Source organism: Ruegeria sp. CDSB136 (assembly GCF_059610965.1).
Map to the genome: position 1 here is coordinate 1 of NZ_JBXWOP010000016.1, position 21,983 is coordinate 21,983.

General features: G+C 58.0%; 19 protein-coding genes. 4 read left to right on the plus strand and 15 right to left on the minus strand.

Translation table 11 applies throughout. The features are described from left to right. The 4 genes from AC2FIR_RS16765 to rpsL form a co-directional block, all read right to left on the minus strand. A partial coding sequence (locus AC2FIR_RS16765) for a GTP-binding protein (protein ID WP_496747254.1) occupies nucleotides 1–155 on the minus strand: 155 nt, incomplete at its 3' end. 60 nt (nucleotides 156–215) lie between these two features. Continuing rightward, nucleotides 216–2,333, minus strand: coding sequence for an elongation factor G (gene fusA / locus AC2FIR_RS16770; protein WP_496715500.1), 2,118 nt, complete (start codon nucleotides 2,331–2,333; stop codon nucleotides 216–218). Between the two features lie 18 nt (nucleotides 2,334–2,351). Then, nucleotides 2,352–2,822, minus strand: coding sequence for a 30S ribosomal protein S7 (rpsG, locus tag AC2FIR_RS16775; RefSeq protein ID WP_039529242.1), 471 nt, complete (start codon nucleotides 2,820–2,822; stop codon nucleotides 2,352–2,354). A gap of 15 nt (nucleotides 2,823–2,837) precedes the next feature. Next, nucleotides 2,838–3,209 (minus strand): 30S ribosomal protein S12, encoded by a 372-nt coding sequence (gene rpsL / locus AC2FIR_RS16780; RefSeq protein WP_005621086.1) that lies wholly within the window; start codon nucleotides 3,207–3,209, stop codon nucleotides 2,838–2,840. A gap of 368 nt (nucleotides 3,210–3,577) precedes the next feature. On the opposite strand from rpsL, the gene AC2FIR_RS16785 reads away from it, so the two are divergent. Beyond that, complete coding sequence (locus AC2FIR_RS16785) at nucleotides 3,578–4,384, plus strand: putative rhamnosyl transferase (protein ID WP_170613557.1); 807 nt, start codon at nucleotides 3,578–3,580, stop codon at nucleotides 4,382–4,384. On the opposite strand, the gene AC2FIR_RS16790 is transcribed toward AC2FIR_RS16785, so the two are convergent. The 6 genes from AC2FIR_RS16790 to rplJ form a co-directional block, all read right to left on the minus strand. Further along, nucleotides 4,369–5,238, minus strand: coding sequence for a DMT family transporter (locus AC2FIR_RS16790; protein ID WP_170613559.1), 870 nt, complete (start codon nucleotides 5,236–5,238; stop codon nucleotides 4,369–4,371). The two genes, AC2FIR_RS16785 and AC2FIR_RS16790, sit on opposite strands and share 16 nt — an antisense overlap. A 233-nt stretch (nucleotides 5,239–5,471) precedes the next feature. Beyond that, entirely contained in the window at nucleotides 5,472–6,251 is a 780-nt protein-coding gene (locus AC2FIR_RS16795; RefSeq protein ID WP_170678405.1) for a methyltransferase domain-containing protein, read from the minus strand. A gap of 205 nt (nucleotides 6,252–6,456) precedes the next feature. Next, nucleotides 6,457–10,698 carry a DNA-directed RNA polymerase subunit beta' gene (rpoC, locus tag AC2FIR_RS16800; RefSeq protein WP_170613563.1) on the minus strand — a complete coding sequence of 1,414 codons (4,242 nt, stop codon included), beginning with the start codon at nucleotides 10,696–10,698 and terminating at the stop codon, nucleotides 6,457–6,459. Nucleotides 10,699–10,748: 50 nt separating this feature from the next. Beyond that, nucleotides 10,749–14,885: a DNA-directed RNA polymerase subunit beta gene (gene rpoB / locus AC2FIR_RS16805; RefSeq protein WP_480490563.1), complete on the minus strand. Its 4,137-nt coding sequence runs from the start codon at nucleotides 14,883–14,885 to the stop codon at nucleotides 10,749–10,751. Nucleotides 14,886–15,135: 250 nt separating this feature from the next. Beyond that, complete coding sequence (gene rplL / locus AC2FIR_RS16810; protein ID WP_170613567.1) at nucleotides 15,136–15,513, minus strand: 50S ribosomal protein L7/L12; 378 nt, start codon at nucleotides 15,511–15,513, stop codon at nucleotides 15,136–15,138. An 80-nt stretch (nucleotides 15,514–15,593) separates the two neighbouring features. After that, a complete protein-coding gene (gene rplJ / locus AC2FIR_RS16815; protein WP_170613569.1) occupies nucleotides 15,594–16,112 on the minus strand; it encodes a 50S ribosomal protein L10 in 519 nt (172 codons plus the stop codon). Between the two features lie 422 nt (nucleotides 16,113–16,534). On the opposite strand from rplJ, the gene AC2FIR_RS16820 reads away from it, so the two are divergent. Beyond that, nucleotides 16,535–17,512 carry a phosphotransferase family protein gene (locus tag AC2FIR_RS16820; RefSeq protein ID WP_170613571.1) on the plus strand — a complete coding sequence of 326 codons (978 nt, stop codon included), beginning with the start codon at nucleotides 16,535–16,537 and terminating at the stop codon, nucleotides 17,510–17,512. Between the two features lie 95 nt (nucleotides 17,513–17,607). Here the strand turns inward: AC2FIR_RS16820 and rplA are convergent, their stop codons facing one another. Together rplA and rplK are read right to left on the minus strand one after the other, a co-directional pair. Continuing rightward, nucleotides 17,608–18,306: a 50S ribosomal protein L1 gene (gene rplA / locus AC2FIR_RS16825; RefSeq protein ID WP_170613573.1), complete on the minus strand. Its 699-nt coding sequence runs from the start codon at nucleotides 18,304–18,306 to the stop codon at nucleotides 17,608–17,610. A gap of 1 nt (nucleotide 18,307) precedes the next feature. Continuing rightward, nucleotides 18,308–18,757: a 50S ribosomal protein L11 gene (gene rplK / locus AC2FIR_RS16830; protein WP_010440985.1), complete on the minus strand. Its 450-nt coding sequence runs from the start codon at nucleotides 18,755–18,757 to the stop codon at nucleotides 18,308–18,310. Between the two features lie 313 nt (nucleotides 18,758–19,070). Here rplK and AC2FIR_RS16835 point away from each other — a divergent pair, with 313 nt between their 5' ends. Both AC2FIR_RS16835 and AC2FIR_RS16840 read left to right on the plus strand, forming a co-directional pair. Further along, a complete protein-coding gene (locus AC2FIR_RS16835) occupies nucleotides 19,071–19,931 on the plus strand; it encodes a hypothetical protein (protein WP_496744822.1) in 861 nt (286 codons plus the stop codon). Then, entirely contained in the window at nucleotides 19,928–20,692 is a 765-nt protein-coding gene (locus AC2FIR_RS16840) for a hypothetical protein (RefSeq protein WP_496744824.1), read from the plus strand. The genes AC2FIR_RS16835 and AC2FIR_RS16840 overlap by 4 nt, the downstream gene beginning before the upstream one ends. A gap of 131 nt (nucleotides 20,693–20,823) precedes the next feature. Here the strand turns inward: AC2FIR_RS16840 and nusG are convergent, their stop codons facing one another. The 3 genes from nusG to ccoS all read right to left on the minus strand — a co-directional run bounded on the left by nusG (nucleotide 20,824) and on the right by ccoS (nucleotide 21,982). Beyond that, the gene (nusG, locus tag AC2FIR_RS16845; RefSeq protein WP_170407498.1) at nucleotides 20,824–21,357 is read right to left on the minus strand and encodes a transcription termination/antitermination protein NusG; all 534 of its coding nucleotides are present in this window, start codon (nucleotides 21,355–21,357) and stop codon (nucleotides 20,824–20,826) included. Between the two features lie 201 nt (nucleotides 21,358–21,558). Beyond that, the gene (secE, locus tag AC2FIR_RS16850; protein ID WP_050605011.1) at nucleotides 21,559–21,756 is read right to left on the minus strand and encodes a preprotein translocase subunit SecE; all 198 of its coding nucleotides are present in this window, start codon (nucleotides 21,754–21,756) and stop codon (nucleotides 21,559–21,561) included. A 67-nt stretch (nucleotides 21,757–21,823) separates the two neighbouring features. Then, nucleotides 21,824–21,982: a cbb3-type cytochrome oxidase assembly protein CcoS gene (ccoS, locus tag AC2FIR_RS16855; protein ID WP_170613579.1), complete on the minus strand. Its 159-nt coding sequence runs from the start codon at nucleotides 21,980–21,982 to the stop codon at nucleotides 21,824–21,826. Nucleotide 21,983 lies beyond the last annotated feature (1 nt).

Below are 21,983 nucleotides of genomic sequence, written 5' to 3' on the forward strand. Positions count from 1 at the left end.
TTCTCTTCCGGCGCACCGTCAATCTGGTCATACGCTTTGAAGTCACCGAAATACTTGGTGATTGCCGCCGTCAGCGTGGTCTTACCATGGTCAACGTGGCCAATCGTGCCGATGTTGACGTGCGGTTTTGTACGCTCAAATTTTTCCTTTGCCATGATGGCCTCCTTTTTCGGTAATGAAGGGAGCCCGTTACCCGAGCTCCCTCAAATCTTCGCTTATGCGTATTTCGCCTGGATCTCGTCCGAGATGTTTTGCGGAACCGGATCGTAGTGGTCGAACTGCATGGTGAACTGGGCACGGCCCGACGACATCGAACGCAGGGTGTTGATGTAGCCGAACATGTTCGCCAGCGGAACAAACGCGTCGATCGCGATTGCGTTGCCGCGCGGCTCTTGTCCAGACACCTGGCCACGACGCGAGGTCAGGTCGCCGATGATACCGCCGGTGTATTCTTCCGGAGTGATCACTTCGACCTTCATGATCGGTTCCAGCAGTTTCGCGCCGGCTTTGCGCATGCCTTCACGCATACACATCCGCGATGCGATTTCGAACGCCAGAACGCTCGAGTCAACGTCGTGGAACTTACCGTCCAGCAGGGCAACCTTGAAGTCGATCACGGGGAAGCCAGCCAGCGGGCCGCTGTCCATGACCGAGTTGATGCCTTTTTCAACGCCGGGGATGTATTCCTTCGGAACGGCACCACCAACGATGCGGCTTTCGAACGAATAGCCTTCGCCCGCCTCGGTCGGCTGGATTTCCAGCTTGACTTCCGCGAACTGACCCGAACCACCCGACTGTTTCTTGTGGGTGTAGGTGTGCTCGACAGGCATCGAGATGGTTTCACGGTAGGCCACCTGCGGCGCACCGATGTTCGCCTCGACCTTGAACTCGCGCTTCAGACGGTCCACCAGGATGTCCAGGTGAAGTTCGCCCATGCCCTTCATAATGGTCTGACCCGATTCCAGGTCGGTTTCCACGCGGAAGGACGGGTCTTCGGCGGCCAGACGGGCCAGACCCTGGGACATCTTCTCTTGGTCGCCCTTGGTTTTGGGCTCGACCGCGATCTCGATCACCGGATCGGGGAAGGTCATGGTTTCCAGAACCACCGGATCCTTCGCGTCACACAGGGTGTCACCGGTGGTGGTGTCTTTCAGACCCGCCAGCGCGATGATGTCGCCTGCAAACGCTTCTTCGATCTCTTCCCGGTTGTTCGAGTGCATCATCATCATACGACCGATGCGCTCTTTTTTGCCTTTGGTCGAGTTCAGGATCGAATCGCCCTTGTTCATGACACCCGAATAGACCCGGGTGAAAGTCAGCGAACCGACGAAGGGGTCGTTCATGATTTTGAACGCCAGGCCCGAGAAGGCCATGTTGTCGTCGGCACGACGTGCGATGTTACGAACTTCTTCCTCGTCGCCGGGTTTGAAGCCCATGTAGTCGACAACGTCCAGCGGGCTGGGCAGATAATCGATCACAGCGTTGAGCAGCGGCTGAACGCCTTTGTTCTTGAACGCCGAACCACCCAGAACCGGAACGAAGTGCAGCGCCAGCGTGCCCTTGCGCAGCAGTTTGCGCAGGGTCGGAACATCGGGCTCTTCGCCTTCCAGGTAGGCCATCATCGCGTCGTCGTCTTCTTCGACGGCCGCCTCGATCATCTTGCCGCGCCATTCATCGGCCATGTCTTTCAGGCTGTCACGGATCGGGGCCTTGAGCCAGCTTGCGCCAAGGTCTTCACCCTGCCACAGCCACTCTTCCATGGTGACCAGGTCGATCAGGCCTTCCAGTTCGGACTCGGCGCCGATCGGAATACCAACCGGAACAGCGCGTGCGCCGGTGCGGTCTTCGATCATGCGAACGCAGTTGAAGAAGTCTGCGCCGATCTTGTCCATCTTGTTGACGAAAACCATACGCGGAACCTTGTAGCGGTCAGCCTGACGCCACACGGTTTCGGTCTGGGGCTCAACACCGGCGTTTGCGTCCAGAACGCAGACGGCACCGTCGAGAACCGCCAGCGAACGCTCAACTTCAATGGTGAAGTCAACGTGGCCGGGGGTGTCGATGATGTTCAGGCGGTGCTTTGGGGTATCGGCGGTCTGACCGTCCTCGGTGCGCTCCCAGAAGGTGGTGGTCGCAGCCGAAGTGATGGTGATGCCGCGTTCCTGCTCCTGCTCCATCCAGTCCATGGTGGCTGCACCATCGTGCACCTCACCGATGTTGTGGGATTTACCAGTGTAATACAGGATACGCTCCGAGCAGGTGGTCTTACCTGCGTCGATGTGCGCCATGATACCGAAGTTGCGGTATAGTTCGAGCGGATATTCGCGTGCCATTTGGATAAGCCTCTGGGATTACCAACGGTAATGGCTGAAGGCTTTGTTCGCCTCGGCCATCTTGTGGGTGTCTTCGCGTTTCTTGACGGCGGTACCGCGGGACTGAACGGCGTCCAACAGTTCGCCTGCAAGGCGCTCTTCCATGGTGTTTTCATTGCGGCCACGGGCGGCGGTGATCAGCCAGCGGATGGCCAGAGCTTCGCGGCGCTCGGGGCGCACTTCGACCGGAACCTGATAGGTTGCACCACCAACCCGGCGCGAGCGAACCTCGACCGACGGTTTGATGTTGTCGAGCGCTTCGTGAAACACTTCGACCGGGGCGCGCTTGATCTTGTTCTCAACGCGGTCAAACGCGTTGTAGACGATGCGCTCTGCGACCGACTTCTTGCCGTCGATCATCAGGTTGTTCATGAATTTGGTCAGCACCTTGTCGCCAAATTTGGCGTCAGGCAGGACTTCGCGTTTTTCGGCGGCGTGTCGACGTGACATATCAGCCTCTCCTTCTTACTTGGGACGCTTCGCGCCGTATTTCGAACGGCGTTGCTTACGATCTTTGACGCCCTGAGTATCCAGAACACCGCGCAGGATGTGGTAACGCACACCGGGAAGGTCTTTCACACGGCCGCCACGGATCAGAACAACCGAGTGCTCCTGCAGGTTGTGGCTTTCACCCGGGATGTACGAGATGACCTCGAACCCGTTGGTCAGGCGCACCTTGGCAACCTTACGCATAGCCGAGTTCGGCTTCTTCGGTGTGGTGGTGTAAACACGTGTGCAGACACCGCGTTTCTGCGGGCACTGCTCCAGGTGCATGGACTTCGAGCGTTTTACTTTCGGCTGCCGCGGCTTGCGGATCAGCTGTTGAATAGTTGGCATTCCGGTTTCTTCCCCGTTTTGCAACACACATGACATGCACGCGCGTTGCGTGCGGTTAAACTTGCTGCACTCATGCGTCCACAAGCGCAAAACCCGCGAGCGTTCCCATTCCGAGGTGAACGTCGCGGTTTGTTATCAGAGGGCGCGAACTGCAAAATTGTCCGGGCCTTGACCAGTTCATTACTGAAATCGGTTATGGGGCGGCCCCCGGTACCGAGATGACGCGCGTAATAGGGGGAGTCGGCCCAAGTGTCAACAGTGCCCTGTCAAACCGGCTTTCGCGGCCGCGACAAAGGAGCGGTCTGCCGCTTGCGATGCACCTAATGCAGGGGCATAGTCCCGGCAAGACCCTAGCTTCCGGACATCCAATGCAAGTCATCGGCCTGTGCCGCTTTTCCTATCCTGCCCTCGGCGGTTTTCAGATCGAACACAAGACCCCGGAGGACAGGCGGCGTTATCTTTACAGTCCCAGGCGGCTGGAAGAACGGTTCAGGCTGTTCGAATCCAGCACCCTGCCCTGTTTTCGGGAACAGACCGATGAAGATTTCCAGCTTCTGATCGTGATCGGGGACTGCATGCCCACACAGGACCGTGACCGGCTGCAAGACCTGACGGCCAACATTCGTCAGGTCCGGATCATCGAAAGAAAGCCTGCCCGACATCGCAGGGTCATGCAGGATATCCTGAACGCTGCACGTCAGGACCCGGACCAACCCTGCCTGCAGTTTCGCCATGATGACGATGACGCCGTTTCCGTCGACTTCGTCGAACGGCTTCGTCTTGCGGCGCAGGATTGCCGGGTACTTTTTGAAAACAACCCTGCGGTCGGCATTGATTTCAACAACGGATTTCTGGCCCGCATGGACGCGATAGGTATTCGGGCGTTGAATGTATACAGCGATCTCGTCACCGCCGGATTGGGAATGCACGTTCAGGGCGGTTGCCCGCTGACGATCATGAATTTCGCCCACAACAAGATCGCTCGGCGCATGCCCGTTGTCAGCTATCCGGACGCGCCCATGTGGGTGCGTTCACTGAATCAGTTCAACGACTCGCCCCAGACCCGCAACAGCAAGGCCGGTCTGTCAGACCTCAGCCCCGAACAGGAAGGCGAGTTCATTGCGCGCTTTGCCATTGACCAAAACGTCGTTCGGAGGGTTCATTCCGCCGGTTGATGCGACCGCTCGCGGAACAGTGTAAACAGGCCCGCGCCCACGACCAAAGCCGCGCCAAGCATTGTCACGGCATCCGGCCAGTCGCCGAAAACGGTCCAGCCTAACCCCAGCGCCCAGATCAGGCTGGAATACCGGAAGGGCGCAACAAATCCGACCTCACCAACCCGCATCACCATGACGCTCAACAAATACCCCATCAGAACAAACACCGCGGCCGATGCAACCAGCAGGCCAGAGCCGGCCGTGACTGGCACCCATCCTTCAACGACCGAAGCAACCGCGGCCGCGGTCGTGATCGAAAACGATGTCGCCAATGTCACAACCATCGATGGCACATCCGCCGACATACGCCGCGTGATCAGATCGCGCGCCGTGACCGAAGCAACAGCGATCAGCGCATAAAGCGCATAGATACTGAACCCGTCCGGGCCGGGACGGACGATCAGCAACATTCCGGCAAAGCCCATGGCAATCGCGGTAATACGCCGCCAACCGATATGTTCGGAAAAGAAAAGCGCGGCACCCAGGGTGACCGTCAGCGGAAGCGCCTGCAGCACGGCAGTGACATTCGCCAGCGGCATATGCTTCAGCGCGGTCAGGAAAAAGAACGTTGCCGACAATTCGCTGAGACAGCGCAGCGCGACCAGCCACTTGTCATGGTGCGAGAAATTCAGGTGCAACGCCCCAAGATGCCGGGCGAGAATGAACACCAGACACGAGGCCAGCAACCCGCGCAACGCAACCAGTTGAAACAGCGGCAAATCATCAAGCGCCACCTTCACCAGCGTGTCATTCACGGTAAACGCGGCCATGCTGCCCATCATCAGCAAGGCGCCTTTTAGGTTTGGGGTCATTTCAATCAGGCCCGGTCTCAAATCAATCGAGGCATTGGCGCTTTTGGGACCAGTTTTGTCAACTCATACCAGTGACGCCGAAAGGTCATCGGGCTGCGTTGGCAACCAGGGTTCAGCATTCCCCTGCGGAGGCTTGAAAAACACACCAATTGATTGCAGCCCAAAGTTGGCGGCCGCTTATCGAAGTTCATGTTCATGCGACGACCGCGCGCGCTCGCACTCAATTTCACGGTTCAGCTTGATTTCCGCGCCACGACAACAAACTGCGTAACCGAAAAGAAAAAGCGACCCTGCTCCGCAAGTCTGACTTGTTCGTCGAACCAAGCTTGTGCGACAGCTGACTCAATTTTTGCACTGTTCACTACAAATTGCTTCATGAGATGCATCATCATGATAGCAATCCCATCCGGCTTTAACTGATGATCCGTCATCGTGATCGATACGACATCCTCCACACTATGCCCGCTTTCCCTGATTAGGGCTGGCAGTCGTTCCGGAACTGTTCCACTGGCGAAGTGTTCGTTCCAGATGGAAAGCACAAGCTGCATTCTTTCCGGTTCATCGCTGAACCAAATGAGACTGCCGAAATGAAGATCGCTGATCACAAACCGCCCTGCAGGTTTGAGGCAACGCATCGCCTCGCCGAAGGCCGCCCCTATATCTTCAACATACTCAAATACTTGAACAGAAACAGCTTTATCAGCGATTTCATCCGCTAGTGGCAGATTACCGGCAACACCTTCAAGAAACTCAACGCAGGAGTAATCCAGGCATCTGTTCTTTCCGACCGCCAGCATATCTTTACTTGGATCCACGCCCACGATCCGACCCGACGGGCCAACTGCGCGCGCGAGCTCTGCGGTCAGCAGACCATTTCCGCAACCAATATCCAAGATGGTCTCGCCCGGACTTGGATTGAGAGCATCAAAAGAAGCGCGTCTTCTTCGAATAATGTCGGCACCCTGATAGGCAACGTCCAATATCTTGGCGGTTTCCCGGTCAAACTTGAGCATTTTCGCCCCCAGCATCAAGTCTTAAGCTTACCACATTGCAGCGCGGCCTTATTGAATATCTGCAAGACCACCCAAAACTTAGGAAAATTTTGCCAGCGCCAAAGCCCGACGCGTTCTTGAGACTTAAGAAAAATGGCGGTGGTGGCCTCACAAAGAAAAAGGCCCCGCGATTTCGCGGGGCCTGATCTTCAGCATTTTATGGCGCTCACTCGCGGCTTTCCGGTGTTTCCACCAGCACGTCCAGCTCGTCGCCAACCATGTCGTCGTCGATCATCGGCGCTGCCAGGGCAGCGGCCGCTTCGGCCTCTTCCCGGCGGGCTTCGATCACGACATTGTCGCGCGACTGGGCAACCTGACGCACTGCCTGGGTGGCACCACCGGTACCGGCCGGGATCAGGCGGCCGACGATGACGTTCTCTTTCAGGCCAACCAGCTTGTCCTTCTTGCCCTGAACCGAGGCTTCGGTCAGCACGCGGGTGGTTTCCTGGAACGACGCCGCCGAGATGAACGAACGCGTCTGCAGCGAGGCCTTGGTGATCCCCAAGAGGATCGGCTCGCCCTGTGCCGGACGACCACCGCGGGCGATGGTCTTCTCGTTCGCCGCGTCGAACTCCTGCTTGTCGACATGCTCGCCCTTCAGCAGGGTGGTGTCGCCTGAATCCAGAATCTCCCACTTCTGCAGCATCTGGCGCACGATAACCTCGATGTGCTTGTCGTTGATCTTCACGCCCTGCAGACGATAAACGTCCTGCACTTCGTCGATCATGTAGTTCGCCAGAGCCTCGACACCCATAATGGACAGGATGTCATGAGGTGCCGGGTTGCCGTCCATGATGTAGTCACCCTTCTGGACGAAGTCACCTTCCACAACCGGGATGTGCTTGCCCTTGGGCACCATGTACTCGATCGGCTCCAGTGACTCATCAGCCGGTTCGATGCTGATGCGGCGCTTGTTCTTGTAGTCGCGTCCAAAGCGCACGTAACCATCGGCTTCTGCGATGATCGCGTGATCTTTCGGACGACGGGCTTCGAACAGTTCGGCCACACGCGGCAGACCACCGGTGATGTCCTTGGTCTTGGCGCCTTCACGCGGGATACGCGCAACGACGTCACCGGCTTCGATCTTCTGACCATCTTCGACCGACAGGATCGCATCCACCGACATCGGATAGTGAACCGGGTTGCCCGCATCGTTGCGGACCGGCTCGCCATCTTCACCGACCAGAATGATCTCGGGCTTGAGGTCGCTGCCTTTGGGGGCCGCGCGCCAGTCGATCACGATCTTCTGGGTCATGCCGGTTGCTTCGTCGGTCTCGTCGCGGACGGCAAGGCCCGAAACCAGATCGACGTATTTTGCAGTACCGGCTTTCTCGGCGATGATCGGCAGGGTGTACGGATCCCACTCGAACAGCTTGTCGCCACGAGCCACCTTGGTGCCGTCCTTGACGAACAGCTTCGAGCCGTAGCCCAGTTTGAAGCTGGCACGCTCTTCGCCATGTTCGTCGTTGATCACCAGCTTCATGTTCCGGCCCATGACCAGGCTTTCACCTGCGGCATTGATCAGAATCTGCGGGTTCTCAAATGTGACAACACCTTCCTGGTTGGCTTCCTGGAACGACTGCTGGCCACCTTGCGCAACACCACCGATGTGGAAGGTCCGCATCGTCAGCTGCGTACCGGGTTCACCGATGGACTGGGCTGCGATGATGCCGACAGCTTCGCCAGTGTTCACCATCGTACCGCGCGCCAGGTCACGACCATAGCAGGTGGCACAAACGCCTTCCTCGGACTCACAGGTCAGAGGCGAGCGGATGCGGGTCGACTGAACACCGGCCTCATCAATGGTGTCGGCCATACGCTCGTCGATCAGCTGACCAGCAGCCACGATCACCTCTTCCGTACCCGGACGCAGGATATCGTCAGCGGCCACACGGCCCAGAATACGCTCGGCCAGCGAGGCGACGACCTCACCATCGTTGACGGCCGCTTCGGCAGTGATCGCACGGTCGGTGCCGCAATCGATCTCGCGCACGATGCAGTCCTGCGCCACGTCCACCAGACGACGGGTCAGGTAACCCGAGTTCGCCGTCTTCAGAGCGGTATCCGACAGACCCTTACGGGCACCATGGGTCGAGTTGAAGTATTCAAGAACGGTCAGACCTTCCTTGAAGTTCGAGATGATAGGCGTCTCGATGATGTCACCGTTCGGCTTGGCCATCAGGCCGCGCATACCGCCCAGCTGTTTCATCTGAGTGACCGAGCCACGCGCGCCCGAGTGGGCCATCATGTAGACCGAGTTCGGCTCCATGTCCGACCCGTCTTCGGCCTTGGCGACGTCCGAGATGGTGCTCATCATTGCCTCAGTCACGCGGTCGTTACACTTCGACCAGGCATCGACAACCTTGTTGTACTTTTCGCCCTGAGTGATCAGGCCGTCCATGTACTGCTGTTCAAAGTCTTTCACCTGGTTGCGGGTGTCATCAACGATGCCCCACTTGTCGTTCGGGATGACCATGTCGTCCTTACCGAACGAGATGCCCGCCTTGAACGCTTCCTTGAAGCCCATCGACATGATCTGGTCACAAAAAATGACCGACTCTTTCTGACCGCAGTAACGGTAGACGGTGTCGATCACCTGCTGCACTTCTTTCTTCCGCAGCAGGCGGTTGACCAGCTCGAACGGCGCCTTGTTGTTCATCGGCAGCAACGCACCCAGACGCAGACGGCCCGGAGTGGTTTCATAGCGCTTCTGAACTTCGTTGCCTTCGTCGTCGATCTGCGTGATCCGCGCGGTGATTTTCGAGTGCAGGTGCACTTCACCCGCGTCCAGCGCATGCTGAACCTCGTCGATCGAACCAAAGACCTTGCCTTCGCCCGGCATGCCTTCGCGTTCCAGGGTCACATAGTACAGACCCAAGATCATGTCCTGCGACGGAACGATGATCGGTGCGCCGTTTGCAGGCGACAGAACGTTGTTCGTCGACATCATCAAAACACGGGCTTCCAGCTGGGCCTCAAGGCTAAGCGGGACGTGAACGGCCATCTGGTCCCCGTCAAAGTCGGCGTTAAAGGCCGAACAGACCAGCGGGTGAAGCTGGATGGCTTTACCTTCGATCAGGACCGGCTCGAACGCCTGAATGCCAAGACGGTGCAGCGTCGGCGCACGGTTCAGCATGACAGGGTGTTCGCGGATCACCTCGTCGAGGATATCCCACACTTCGGGACGCTCTTTCTCGACCAGTTTCTTCGCCTGTTTCACGGTCGAAGACAGACCCTTGGCTTCAAGGCGCGAGTAGATGAACGGCTTGAACAGTTCCAGCGCCATCTTCTTGGGCAGACCACACTGGTGCAGCTTGAGTTCCGGACCGGTCACGATGACCGAACGGCCCGAGAAGTCGACGCGTTTACCCAGAAGGTTCTGACGGAAGCGGCCCTGTTTCCCTTTCAGCATGTCCGACAGCGATTTCAGCGGGCGCTTGTTGGCGCCGGTGATCACGCGGCCACGACGGCCGTTGTCGAACAGAGCATCCACGGATTCCTGCAGCATCCGCTTTTCGTTGCGGACGATGATGTCAGGTGCACGCAGTTCGATCAGACGCTTCAGACGGTTGTTCCGGTTGATGACGCGGCGATACAGATCGTTCAGATCCGAGGTCGCGAAACGGCCACCATCCAGCGGAACCAGCGGACGCAGTTCCGGCGGGATAACCGGGATCACGGTCATCACCATCCACTCGGGACGGTTGCCCGACTCGAGGAAGGATTCAACAACCTTCAGACGCTTGATGATTTTCTTGGGCTTCAGCTCGCCGGTTGCTTCGGCCAGATCAGCACGCAGCTGCTCGGCTTCGGCTTCCAGATCGATCTGGGCCAGCATCTCGCGGATGGCTTCAGCACCGATATTCGCGGTGAACGCATCCATGCCATAAGCATCCTGCGCATCCATGTACTCTTCTTCGGTCAGCATCTGGCCGTAGGTCAGGTCGGTCAGACCGGGCTCGATGACGACATAGTTTTCAAAGTACAGAACGCGTTCCAGATCGCGCAGAGTCATGTCCAGCATCAGACCGATGCGGGACGGCAGCGACTTCAGGAACCAGATGTGTGCAACAGGCGCGGCCAGTTCGATGTGGCCCATACGCTCACGGCGGACTTTCTGCAGGGTGACTTCCACACCGCATTTCTCGCAGACAACGCCGCGATACTTCATCCGCTTATATTTGCCGCAAAGACATTCGTAATCTTTGATCGGGCCAAAGATACGCGCACAGAACAGGCCGTCACGCTCGGGCTTGAACGTCCGGTAGTTGATGGTTTCGGGTTTCTTGATCTCGCCATAGGACCAAGACAGGATCCGCTCGGGCGACGCCAACGAGACCTTGATCTCGTCGAAGACTTTCGGGGGCGTCAGCGGGTTGAACGGGTTGTTGGTGATTTCCTGGTTCATTTGTTACCTCAAATCTTGCGGAAGGGGGGACGGGAGAAAGGGCAGCGCCCTTACTCCTCAACCTCCGCATCCAGGAGTTCCATATTCAGGCCGAGGCCACGGACTTCTTTAACCAGAACGTTGAACGATTCCGGTACGCCCGCTTCAAAGTTATCCTCGCCCTTGACGATCGACTCATAGACCTTGGTCCGGCCGGCGACGTCATCCGATTTCACGGTGAGCATCTCCTGCAGGGTGTAGGCGGCGCCGTAAGCTTCCAGAGCCCAAACCTCCATCTCACCAAAGCGCTGACCACCGAACTGCGCCTTACCACCCAGCGGCTGCTGGGTAACCAGGCTGTACGGCCCGGTTGAACGCGCGTGGATCTTGTCATCCACCAGGTGGTGCAGTTTCAGCAGGTACTTGATGCCCACGGTCACCGGACGTGCAAATTGCTCACCGGTGCGACCGTCGAACAGAACCGACTGACCGCTTTCCGAGAAGCCCGCACGCACCAGCGCGTCGTTGACGTCAGCCTCTTTGGCACCGTCGAAGACCGGGGTTGCGATCGGAACACCGCGGGTCACGTTGCCCGCAGCCTCAATCAGGCCATCCTCGTCCAGACCGGTGATGCCTTCTTCGTAGACATCTTCGCCATAGGCCAGCTTCATCGCTTCGCGAACCGGGGTCAGATCGCCGGACCGACGGTATTCACCCAGAGCATCATCGATGTTCAGACCCAGACCGCGCGCGGCCCAACCCATGTGGGTTTCAAGGATCTGACCAACGTTCATACGCGAAGGCACGCCCAGCGGGTTCAGACAGAAGTCAACCGGCGTACCATCGGCCAGGAACGGCATGTCTTCCATCGGTACAACCTTGGAAATCACACCTTTGTTCCCGTGACGACCGGCCATCTTGTCGCCCGGCTGCAGCTTACGCTTCACGGCGATGAAGACCTTGACCATCTTCATCACACCCGGCGGCAGGTCGTCGCCACGACGGACTTTCTCGACCTTGTCCTCGAAACGGGCGTCCAGAGCACGCTTTTGCACTTCGTACTGCTCGTTCAGAGCTTCAACGATCTGTGCGTCCTGCTCACCTTCCAGTGCCAGCTGCCACCACTGACCACGGGTCAGGGTTTCCAGCAGGTCCTCGGTGATCACCGACCCTGCCTTGACGCCTTTCGGGCCTTTGACAGCGGTTTTACCCAGGATCAGACCCTGCAGACGCGCATAGATGTTGCGGTCAAGGATCGCCAACTCGTCGTCCCGGTCGCGGGCCAGACGTTCGACTTCCTCACGCTCGATCTGCAGCGCACGCTCGTCTTTCTCGACGCCGTGACGGTTGAAGACGCGAACCTCAACGACCGTACCGTAATCGCCCGGCTTCACGCGCAGCGAGGTGTCGCGCACGTCAGATGCTTTTTCACCAAAGATGGCGCGCAGCAGCTTTTCTTCCGGGGTCATCGGGCTTTCGCCCTTCGGAGTGATCTTGCCGACCAGAATATCGCCCGGCTCAACATCCGCACCGATGTAAACGATGCCCGCCTCGTCGAGGTTGCGCAGCGCTTCTTCACCGACGTTCGGGATGTCGCGGGTGATCTCTTCCGGGCCCAGCTTCGTGTCACGGGCAGCGACTTCAAACTCCTCGATATGGACCGAGGTAAAGACGTCATCACGCGCGATACGTTCCGAGATCAGGATCGAGTCTTCGTAGTTGTAACCGTTCCACGGCATGAACGCGACGACCACGTTTTTACCAAGGGCCAGTTCACCCATATCGGTCGACGGACCATCGGCAATGACCTCGCCCTTCTGGACGGTGTCACCCACCTTGATCAGCGGACGCTGGTTGATGCAGGTGTTCTGGTTCGAACGCTGGAATTTGCGCAGACGATAGATGTCAACGCCAGCGTCGCCCAGTTCCAGATCCTCGGTGGCACGGATAACGATACGCTGGGCATCGACCTGGTCGATGATACCGGCGCGCTTCGCCTGGATCGCAGCACCCGAGTCAATCGCAACCTTTTCCTCGATACCGGTACCGACCAGCGGCGCCTCAGCGCGCAGCAGCGGAACCGCCTGACGTTGCATGTTCGAGCCCATCAGAGCGCGGTTGGCGTCGTCATTTTCAAGGAACGGGATCAGCGATGCAGCGACCGAGACCAGCTGCTTCGGCGACACGTCGATCAGGTCCACATTCTCGCGCGGGGCGAGGGTGTAGTCACCGGCCTGACGGGTCGAAACCAGATCGTTGATGAACTTGCCGTTCTCATCCAGCGTCGCGTTCGCCTGCGCCACGGTGTGGCGCATTTCCTCGGTCGCGGACATGTAGTGAACCTCATCGGTCACTTCGGCGTCTTTGACGACGCGGTACGGTGTTTCGATGAAGCCATACTTGTTCACGCGGGCAAAGGTAGCCAACGAGTTGATCAGACCGATGTTCGGACCTTCCGGCGTTTCAATCGGGCACATCCGGCCATAGTGGGTCGGGTGTACGTCACGAACCTCAAAGCCTGCACGCTCACGCGTCAGACCACCGGGGCCAAGCGCCGAGAGACGGCGTTTGTGGGTGACTTCCGACAGCGGGTTGGTCTGGTCCATGAACTGCGACAGCTGCGACGAGCCGAAGAATTCACGAACAGCAGCCGCAGCCGGTTTCGCGTTGATCAGGTCTTGCGGCATGACGGTGTCAATCTCGACCGACGACATACGCTCTTTGATCGCGCGCTCCATACGCAGCAGACCGACGCGGTACTGGTTTTCCATCAGTTCGCCGACCGAACGCACACGACGGTTGCCGAGGTGGTCGATATCGTCCACGTCGCCCTTGCCGTCACGCAGTTCAACCAGCGCCTTGATGCAGGCCACGATGTCTTCGCGGCGCAGGGTGCGCAGGGTGTCCGGCGCGTCCAGTGCCAGACGCATGTTCATCTTCACACGGCCGACGGCGGACAGGTCATAACGCTCGCTGTCGAAGAAAAGGGTGTCGAACAGGGCCGACGCAGCCTCGACGGTGGGCGGCTCGCCCGGACGCATGACGCGGTAGATGTCCATCAGCGCGCTTTCGCGGCCCATGTTCTTGTCCTGCGCCATGGTGTTGCGCATGTAGGGGCCGACGTTGACGTTGTCGATGTCCAGAACCGGGATGTCTTTGAAGCCCGCATCCAGCAGTTCCTTGACGGTACCGCCGATCAGGTCGCCGTCCTTGTCATATTCCAGGGTCAGTTCATCACCGGCTTCGACATAGATCGCACCGGTTTCTTCGTTGATGATGTCCTTGGCGACGAACTTGCCAACGATATGATCGAACGGAACGAGCAGGTCGGTGACGGCGCCCTCGTCAATCAGTTTCTTGACCGCGCGCGGCGTGACTTTCTTGCCCGCTTCGGCAATCACTTCACCGGATTTCGCGTCGATCAGGTCATAGGTCGGACGGGTACCGCGTACACGCTCGGGAAAGAACGGCGCGATCCAGCCCTTTTTCTTGTCCAGCTTATAGGACACGGTGTTGTAATACGCGTCCATGATCGCTTCCTGATCCAGACCCAGCGCATACAGCAGGGTTGTCACAGGCAGTTTGCGGCGACGGTCGATACGGGCGAACACGATGTCCTTGGCGTCGAACTCGAAGTCCAGCCAGCTGCCGCGATACGGGATGATGCGGCAGGCAAACAGCAGCTTGCCCGAGGAATGGGTCTTGCCCTTGTCGTGGTCAAAGAAAACACCGGGCGAACGGTGCATCTGGGACACGATCACACGCTCGGTACCGTTCACGATGAACGTTCCGTTCGGCGTCATCAGGGGCATGTCGCCCATGAACACGTCCTGTTCCTTGATGTCCTTGACCGACTTGGCGCCAGTGTCCTCGTCGACATCAAACACGATCAGGCGCAGGGTTACCTTCAGCGGAGCGCTGTAGGTCATGTCGCGCTGCATGCACTCTTCGACGTCGTATTTGGGTTTTTCCAAATCGTATTTCACGAACTCCAGAACGGAGGTTTCGTTGAAATCCTTGATCGGGAAAACCGACTGGAACACACCTTTGATGCCTTCGCCGTCTGTGGGCTGTTCTGCATCGCCGGAGCGCAGGAAAAGATCATAAGAAGATTTCTGGACCTCAATGAGGTTCGGCATCTCCAGCACTTCGCGGATTTTGCCGTAATATTTACGAAGACGTTTCTGGCCAAGGAACGTTTGAGCCATGTCAGATGTCACCTTTCGATGTTCTCAGCGGGCAAAGACACCGTCGGGCCCCGGCATCTTGCACATTCGAGACGACACGTCCGGATCAATTCATGGCCACCGTCCCGAAGGCGGCCTCCCGATCCGACAACCGTGTCTTAGAAAACGCCCCAACCCATGAGGCCCTTTCTAAGACAGGTTCGGCTGGACCCGGATTTCTCCGGACCCAGCCAAATTTTCAGGCGCATCAGCGACGCACCAGACAAAGGGCTTAGGCCAGTTCGACCTCTGCGCCAGCTGCTTCCAGCTTGCCTTTGACTTCTTCGGCTTCGTCTTTCGACACGCCTTCTTTGATCTTGCCGCCGGCTTCGACCAGTTCCTTGGCTTCTTTCAGGCCCAGACCGGTGATGCCGCGAACTTCTTTGATCACGTTGATTTTCGAAGCGCCGGCGTTCTTCAGAACGACGTCGAATTCGGTTTTTTCTTCCTCAGCTGCGCCACCGGCGGCGTCGCCACCAGCTGCCATGACAACTGCGCCGCCTGCTGCGGGCTCGATGCCGTACTCGTCTTTGAGGATGGTTTTCAGTTCTTGTGCTTCCAGCAGGGTCAGACCCACGATGCTTTCTGCGAGTGCTTTCAGATCAGCCATTGTATTAGCTCTTTCCGTTTTACAGTGTGTGTTCCAACGTCAGGGCAAATGCCCCACGCAGATCATTCAGTGCCAACCGCTTACGCAGCTTCCGCCTTCTCTTCGATGGTGGAAAGGATGCTTGCGATGTTGCTTGCAGGTGCGCCAATCGCGCCGGCGATGTTCGAAGCAGGTGCGCCAATGCAGCCCACGATCGAAGCAATAAGCTCCTCACGCGACGGCATTTTCGAAACGGCTTCAACGCCTTTGCGGTCCAGAGCGTTCTCGCCCATTGCACCGCCGAGGATTTCAAAATTCTTGTTATCCTTGGCGAAGTCCTCGGCCACCTTGGCTGCTGCCACGGGGTCCTCGGAATAGGTCAGAACGGTCATCCCTGTCAGCAGGTCGGCCATGCTTGCACACGGCTTACCCTCAAGGGCGATTTTGGCGAGCCTGTTCTTGGCAACACGCACGGAGCCACCCGCGTCACGAGCACGTGCGCGAAGGTCCTGCATCTCGGCAACTGTCAGACCGGCGTAGTGCGAAACCACTACGACGCCAGAGCTTTCGAAGATTTGGCCGAGTTCCTCGACCACTTTCTCTTTCTGGGCTCTATCCACAGTTCTCTCCAAGTTAGGGATGTCAGACATCCCGGCTCATATTTGCCGCGGCTTGCGCCCCGGCGTTCAGGTCCGTTGTTACGGGATTGGCCAAAACTCGCCCGAGGGTGGGACCCTCAGAATTCTTTGGTCTTACCCGTCTCAGGCAGGGAATTAAGGAACCGTATGGCCCCACCCACCGTCTTGGACGAAACAAAATAAAGCGCACGACGAATCGCACGCTTTACTTCGTAGTCCTACTTAGGGCAGACACGCTCGGTTTCCAAGAGGTAAATTGCACGAAAAACGGGTTTCCCGGGCGTGTCTGCACCGGTTCTAACAAGGATAAATCGCGCCAACCGCACATTGACACCAAGGACGCACTGCGGTCCTGTCAAAGTCTATAACCCCGATCCCGATCCGAACTGGCGCGCGTCCTTAAAATGCTGATCCTTTCTCAACAAGAGCGCGACCGGACATCCCAATATCTGGATCAGCTTTCCCGAAGTGGCAAGATCGACCCCATCCGCGAACATTCCTGTATCTACCGGTCTCACGATTTCCCCGAAACACGGCTTGTTCTTAAGCTTGAAACCCAAGGGGCGATGTACGCGCTGAAGGCCGACACCCAAGCCCCCATAACCGACCGGCTACGCAAGGAGTATAATTTGCTCTGTCAGCTTGCCGAATACTTCGACGACAAGAAGACGTCGCAGGTTGTGCGTCCGATCTACCTCTCCTCCGCAGGTGACTTCATGGTCACCGAATACATCAAACGCCCCACCGCCGTCGATCTGATCTACAACAGCCCCGACAACGATCAGGTCGCCCAGGTCTATCGCCGCGCCGGAGCATGGCTGAACGATCTGCACGGGTTTCGCCCGCCAAAAGACTATGGGTTCCGGCCCAAATGGATGACCGACAGCATCCGGGACCTGTCGGAAAACCTGCCCGCCAATCTTGCCGGCACAAGTCAGCGAATGATCAACACGATGCTGGCCGAGGCCGCGCGCCTGAAAGGGACGCCGGATATTCAGGTGTTCGCGCATGGCGATTTTCACGGTCTCAACCTGATCATGGGGCAAGGGAAAACCATCGGGCTGGATTTCACCGAGGCACGCGAAAAGCTGGCCGTATACGACATCGTCGACTTCCTGAAGGCCGACATATTCCGCGACAGTCAGCCGTCAGATGTGGATCGCAGCGGCATACTGAAACGAAACAAGGACATGTTCTTCCGCCAGTACCGCCATCCAATCAATATGGACATTCTGGATTTCTGCATTCGCGGACGCCTGCTCAAGGACTGGCTGTTTCTTAGCCAGCCAAGCCATGTTTGCAGCGAATTCGAAGACCACCGGCGCACCCGGCTGGTGATACGGCTGAAACAGGCATTCAACCTGCCCCGAAGTTCAGGTTGATCCGGCATCTACTGGAATTCAAGCGACCCAAAAACGAAAGAACCCGGATGGCTGGCACCACCCGGGTTATTTCGTGTTTTTGCAGAGGCTGAGGCTTATTCGCCCGAAGCCTGCGCAACATCAACAGTCACGCCCGGGCCCATGGTCGAACTCAGCGCGATTTTCTTCATGTAGGTGCCTTTGGCGCCCGACGGCTTGGCTTTGGCAACAGCCGAGACAAATGCGCGGACGTTTTCGACCAGCTTGGCTTCGTCGAACGAAGCTTTGCCAACACCGGCGTGCACAACGCCGCCTTTTTCCGCCTTGAACTGAACTTCACCGCCCTTGGCTGCTTCCACGGCCGCTTTCACGTCCATGGTCACGGTGCCGACCTTCGGGTTCGGCATCAGGTTGCGAGGACCCAGAACCTTACCCAGACGGCCAACGATCGGCATCATGTCCGGGGTTGCGATGCAGCGGTCGAATTCGATGGTGCCGCCCTGAATGGTTTCCATCAGGTCTTCTGCACCGACGATATCTGCGCCTGCTTCTTTCGCTTCGTCAGCCTTGGGGCCACGAGCGAAAACAGCAACGCGCATGTCTTTGCCGGTGCCGTTCGGCAGGCCGACAACGCCGCGCACCATCTGGTCTGCGTGACGGGTGTCAACGCCCAGGTTCAGAGCGATTTCGATGGTCTCGTCGAATTTCGAGGTTGCATTGCCTTTGACCAGGGCAACGGCTTCTTCGACCGACAGGTTTTCCTTGCCGGCGACAGCTTCGCGCGCAGCGCGGGTACGTTTACCGAGTTTTGCCATCTTATTTCACCTCGATGCCCATGGAGCGGGCCGAGCCCAGGATAATCTGCATTGCGCCTTCGACATCGTTGGCGTTCAGATCTTTCATTTTGGCTTCGGCGATTTCACGAACCTGCTTCGAGGTCACGGTTGCCACGGTCTCACGACCTGGGTTTTCCGCGCCGCGGGGACGGTTACGCTTGCCAACCGGCTTAAGGCCAGCCGCTTTTTTCAGGTAGTAAGACGCGGGCGGCGTCTTGATGTCCATGGTGAAGGACTTGTCCTGATAGTAGGTGATCACGGTCGGGCACGGAGCGCCGGGCTCCATGTCTGCGGTCTTGGCGTTGAACGCCTTGCAGAATTCCATGATGTTGATGCCGCGCTGACCCAGCGCCGGACCAACTGGCGGCGACGGGTTCGCCTGACCTGCAGGAACCTGCAGCTTCATTGTACCAGCAAGCTTCTTGGCCATTTGGTTTTCCTTTCAACTTAGGTGAAACGCGTCTCACCCAGATTATGTTGCGTGGTCCGATCCGGGATCGCGATCCCTGCAATCTCCCACGAGAGAATCTCGCCCGAAGACGATAGAGGCGGCATGTACAGCGGAACGGAGGGGTTGGCAAGTGGCTGGCACCCTATTCCCAAGTGACCCATTTGTATACCAGTCGGGCTTCGGTGAGGCCAGGGAACTGACGGAACAAAATGATTTTGTTGAATACATAAGTTGCGTCGGAGACGCAGGTGGGTATCTTGGTGAAACTTGGACACAAAAGAGGTGGTCAGGGATGGGATCATCTCGGCTGAACAAGGGATTACTGATCTGCGTTCTTTTTGCCATGCTGCCGGGCTGTGGCAGCAGGGCTCAGGATCAGGGCGAAGGGTCTGGATCGGCAACCCAAACCGACGACATCAACAGCACAGCGTCCTTCGGCGCAACAGGGATCGACCCCGCCAGTTACGCCGGTCGGTTTCAGATCAAGTTCACCAAGGAAGTCCCCGTTCGCGACATTCCGGTGCCTTTCACGGTCTACAGCGGCCTGGAAGAAGCCAGCCCTACCCGCTTGCGGTTGAGGGCGTTCATGGACTTGCGCGGCTTGCAGGAAAAGGCCCCCCAGATACTGACGGGTCCGCTTGAAGAAAGCTGCAAACGCCAAATCTACCTCGAGATCCGGGATGTCACTGCCAAGGATGACACCGTCAGGGTCGAAGGCTCGGCCCGTGCACGATTTACAACCTGCAACCGGCGCCAGGAACCGGGCTTTCGTTATTTCGGGGGAACCGTGGACGCGGTTGCCGTCGCCAAGGCAGAGGTAAAAGGCCAGTGCCTTACATTCAGTATCGAAGACATTGATCTGAACCCGCGCGGGTTCATCGGCGCTGTCTCCAACCTCTTCGGCCTGACCAGCCGCATTAATGAAGCCGTCCTTGAAAAGGGTGGCGAGTTTTTGGCTGCCAACCCGGTCTGTCCGCCCTTGCCCGAGGAATTCACGGTTCTCGACCCGAATTATGAATCCGGAGGCACGCGCGAGATTGCGCCCGGCGGGCTGGGCGCAGCCATCACCGGATCGGCTGATGTCAGCGCAGAGACCATCGTCAAAGTCCTTGGTGGGCTGCAGGACCTCGGCGTATTGGAGTTTGCCAAATGAGACGTTGGTTGGTTTTCCCGGCCCTGATGGCCGCAGCGCTGGGTGCCCATTCGTCCGGCGCACAAGAAGTGACTTTTGTCATCGATGCAACCCAGCAGGTCCGGGAAACGGAACTGCCATACAAGCTTGATCTGAGCCTGACCGCAGTTGCGCCCACTCGGATCGGGGTGGGCGCCCTTCTCGATCTGCGCGAAATCCAGAAAACGGTGCCCGAGCGATTGGCGGACAATGCCATAATCGACAACTGTGGCCTGCAAGTGCGCCTGGACGATTTGAGCCTGCAAGCTCTGGACGATGCGATCGATCTGGATGGCGACGTGACCATCACGATTTTCGAATGCAGCCGGACCAGTGAACGCGACTTTCAGCGGGGTGAACAGAAAAGGGCAATCCTGGCGAACATGTCCACCGAAGCGACCGTCGAACTGCGTGACAATTGTGCCTACTTCAAACTCATCGACCTGACGCTTGCGGCCCCGGAAGAACAGCGCGAACAGCTTCTGGAGGATGACACGCTCGAGTCGGCAAAGGAACTTATGCTGGCCGCTGTTGACCTTGTATTGAACGAAACCCCCTTGTGCCCGGAATTACCCCCCGAACTCGCGTCCCTTGACCCTACTTACGACAATGGCGGTCCAAAGGAGATCGGAGAGGGCGGGCTTGGTGTTTTTTTGGAAGGATCGGTGGATGTCAGCCCTTCGACCATTCTCGACATTCTGACGGTTCTTCAGGAACAACAACTGATACCCGGCCGACCATAACCGAAAAGCGCTTTCATTGCCGGGGAAGTAACCTGCAGTTTTTGCCTGGGCCAGTTTCACTGGACCGGCACAACAGAAAAGCGCCACGTTGCCCAAGGCATCGCGGCGCTTCTAATTGCATGGCGAGCTTGTCAGCTCTGCTTGGTCACCTGCGTGAAGTCCAGCTCGACCGGGGTCTCCCGGCCAAAGATCGAGACCGAGACCTTCAGCTTCTGGTTCTCGTCGTCCACGCCTTCGACCATGCCGTCGAAATCCTCGAACGGGCCATCGTTGACCTTAACCTTTTCGCCGATCTCGAAAGTGATCATCAGCTTGGGCGCTTCTTCACCTTCCTGAACACGGTTCAGAATCTGGTTCACCTCGGCGTCGCGCATCGGCATCGGGCGCCCCTGCGGACCCAGGAAACCGGTGACGCGGTTGATCGAGTTGACCAGGTGGTAGCCCTGATCGGACATTTCCATATGCACCAGCACATAGCCGGGCATGAAGCGGCGCTCGGTCGTAACCTTCTTGCCCCGGCGCACTTCGATCACCTCTTCGGTGGGCACCAGAACTTCGTCGATATCGTCCTCAAGGCCCTGCTCGGCCACCGACGTGCGGATCTGCTCTGCGATCTTCTTTTCGAAATTCGAAAGAACGCTGACCGAGTACCACCGTTTCGCCATGAACCTGCCGTCCTTGTTTGCCTTAGGTCGCATCCGCACATCCGGATGTACCGTCATTGAAATTCTGTCACGAGACCCGGAACAAAAAGCGGCGCGCAGCCCGAATCGCCGCACGCCCATTCCGGATAGTTCCGCGTGAACTACTCTGACATTGCGCGCGGCGCAAGGGGGCAGCCGCGTTTCCGCACTGCCCGTCCCGTCTTAGCTGAACGCGCCCAGAATCAGCTGCAGCCCGCCGCGAATGCCCAGATCCACCAGCGCAAAGAACACGGCCGTCAGCGCCGCCATGATGAACACCATGACCGTGGTCAACAGCACCTCGCGCCGGGTCGGCCAGACGACCTTGGATACTTCGGCACGGACCTGCTGGATGAACTGGATCGGGTTTGTGGTGGCCATGAGGCTTTGTCTCTCTGCTAGCGGATGCGCCCGACATAGCCGGGCATTGCGGCAATTTCAAGGGCGGTTAGGGCTTGGGCTTGTCGTCCCATTCGTCGCTCAGAATCCGCCGGGCATCGCCTTCGGGATCGTCGTACTGGTTCGACCGCACGGTATAGACAAAGGCTACAAGACCGACACCGCCCAAAAGCAGCGAAATCGGAATGAGATAGGCCAGAACTTCCATC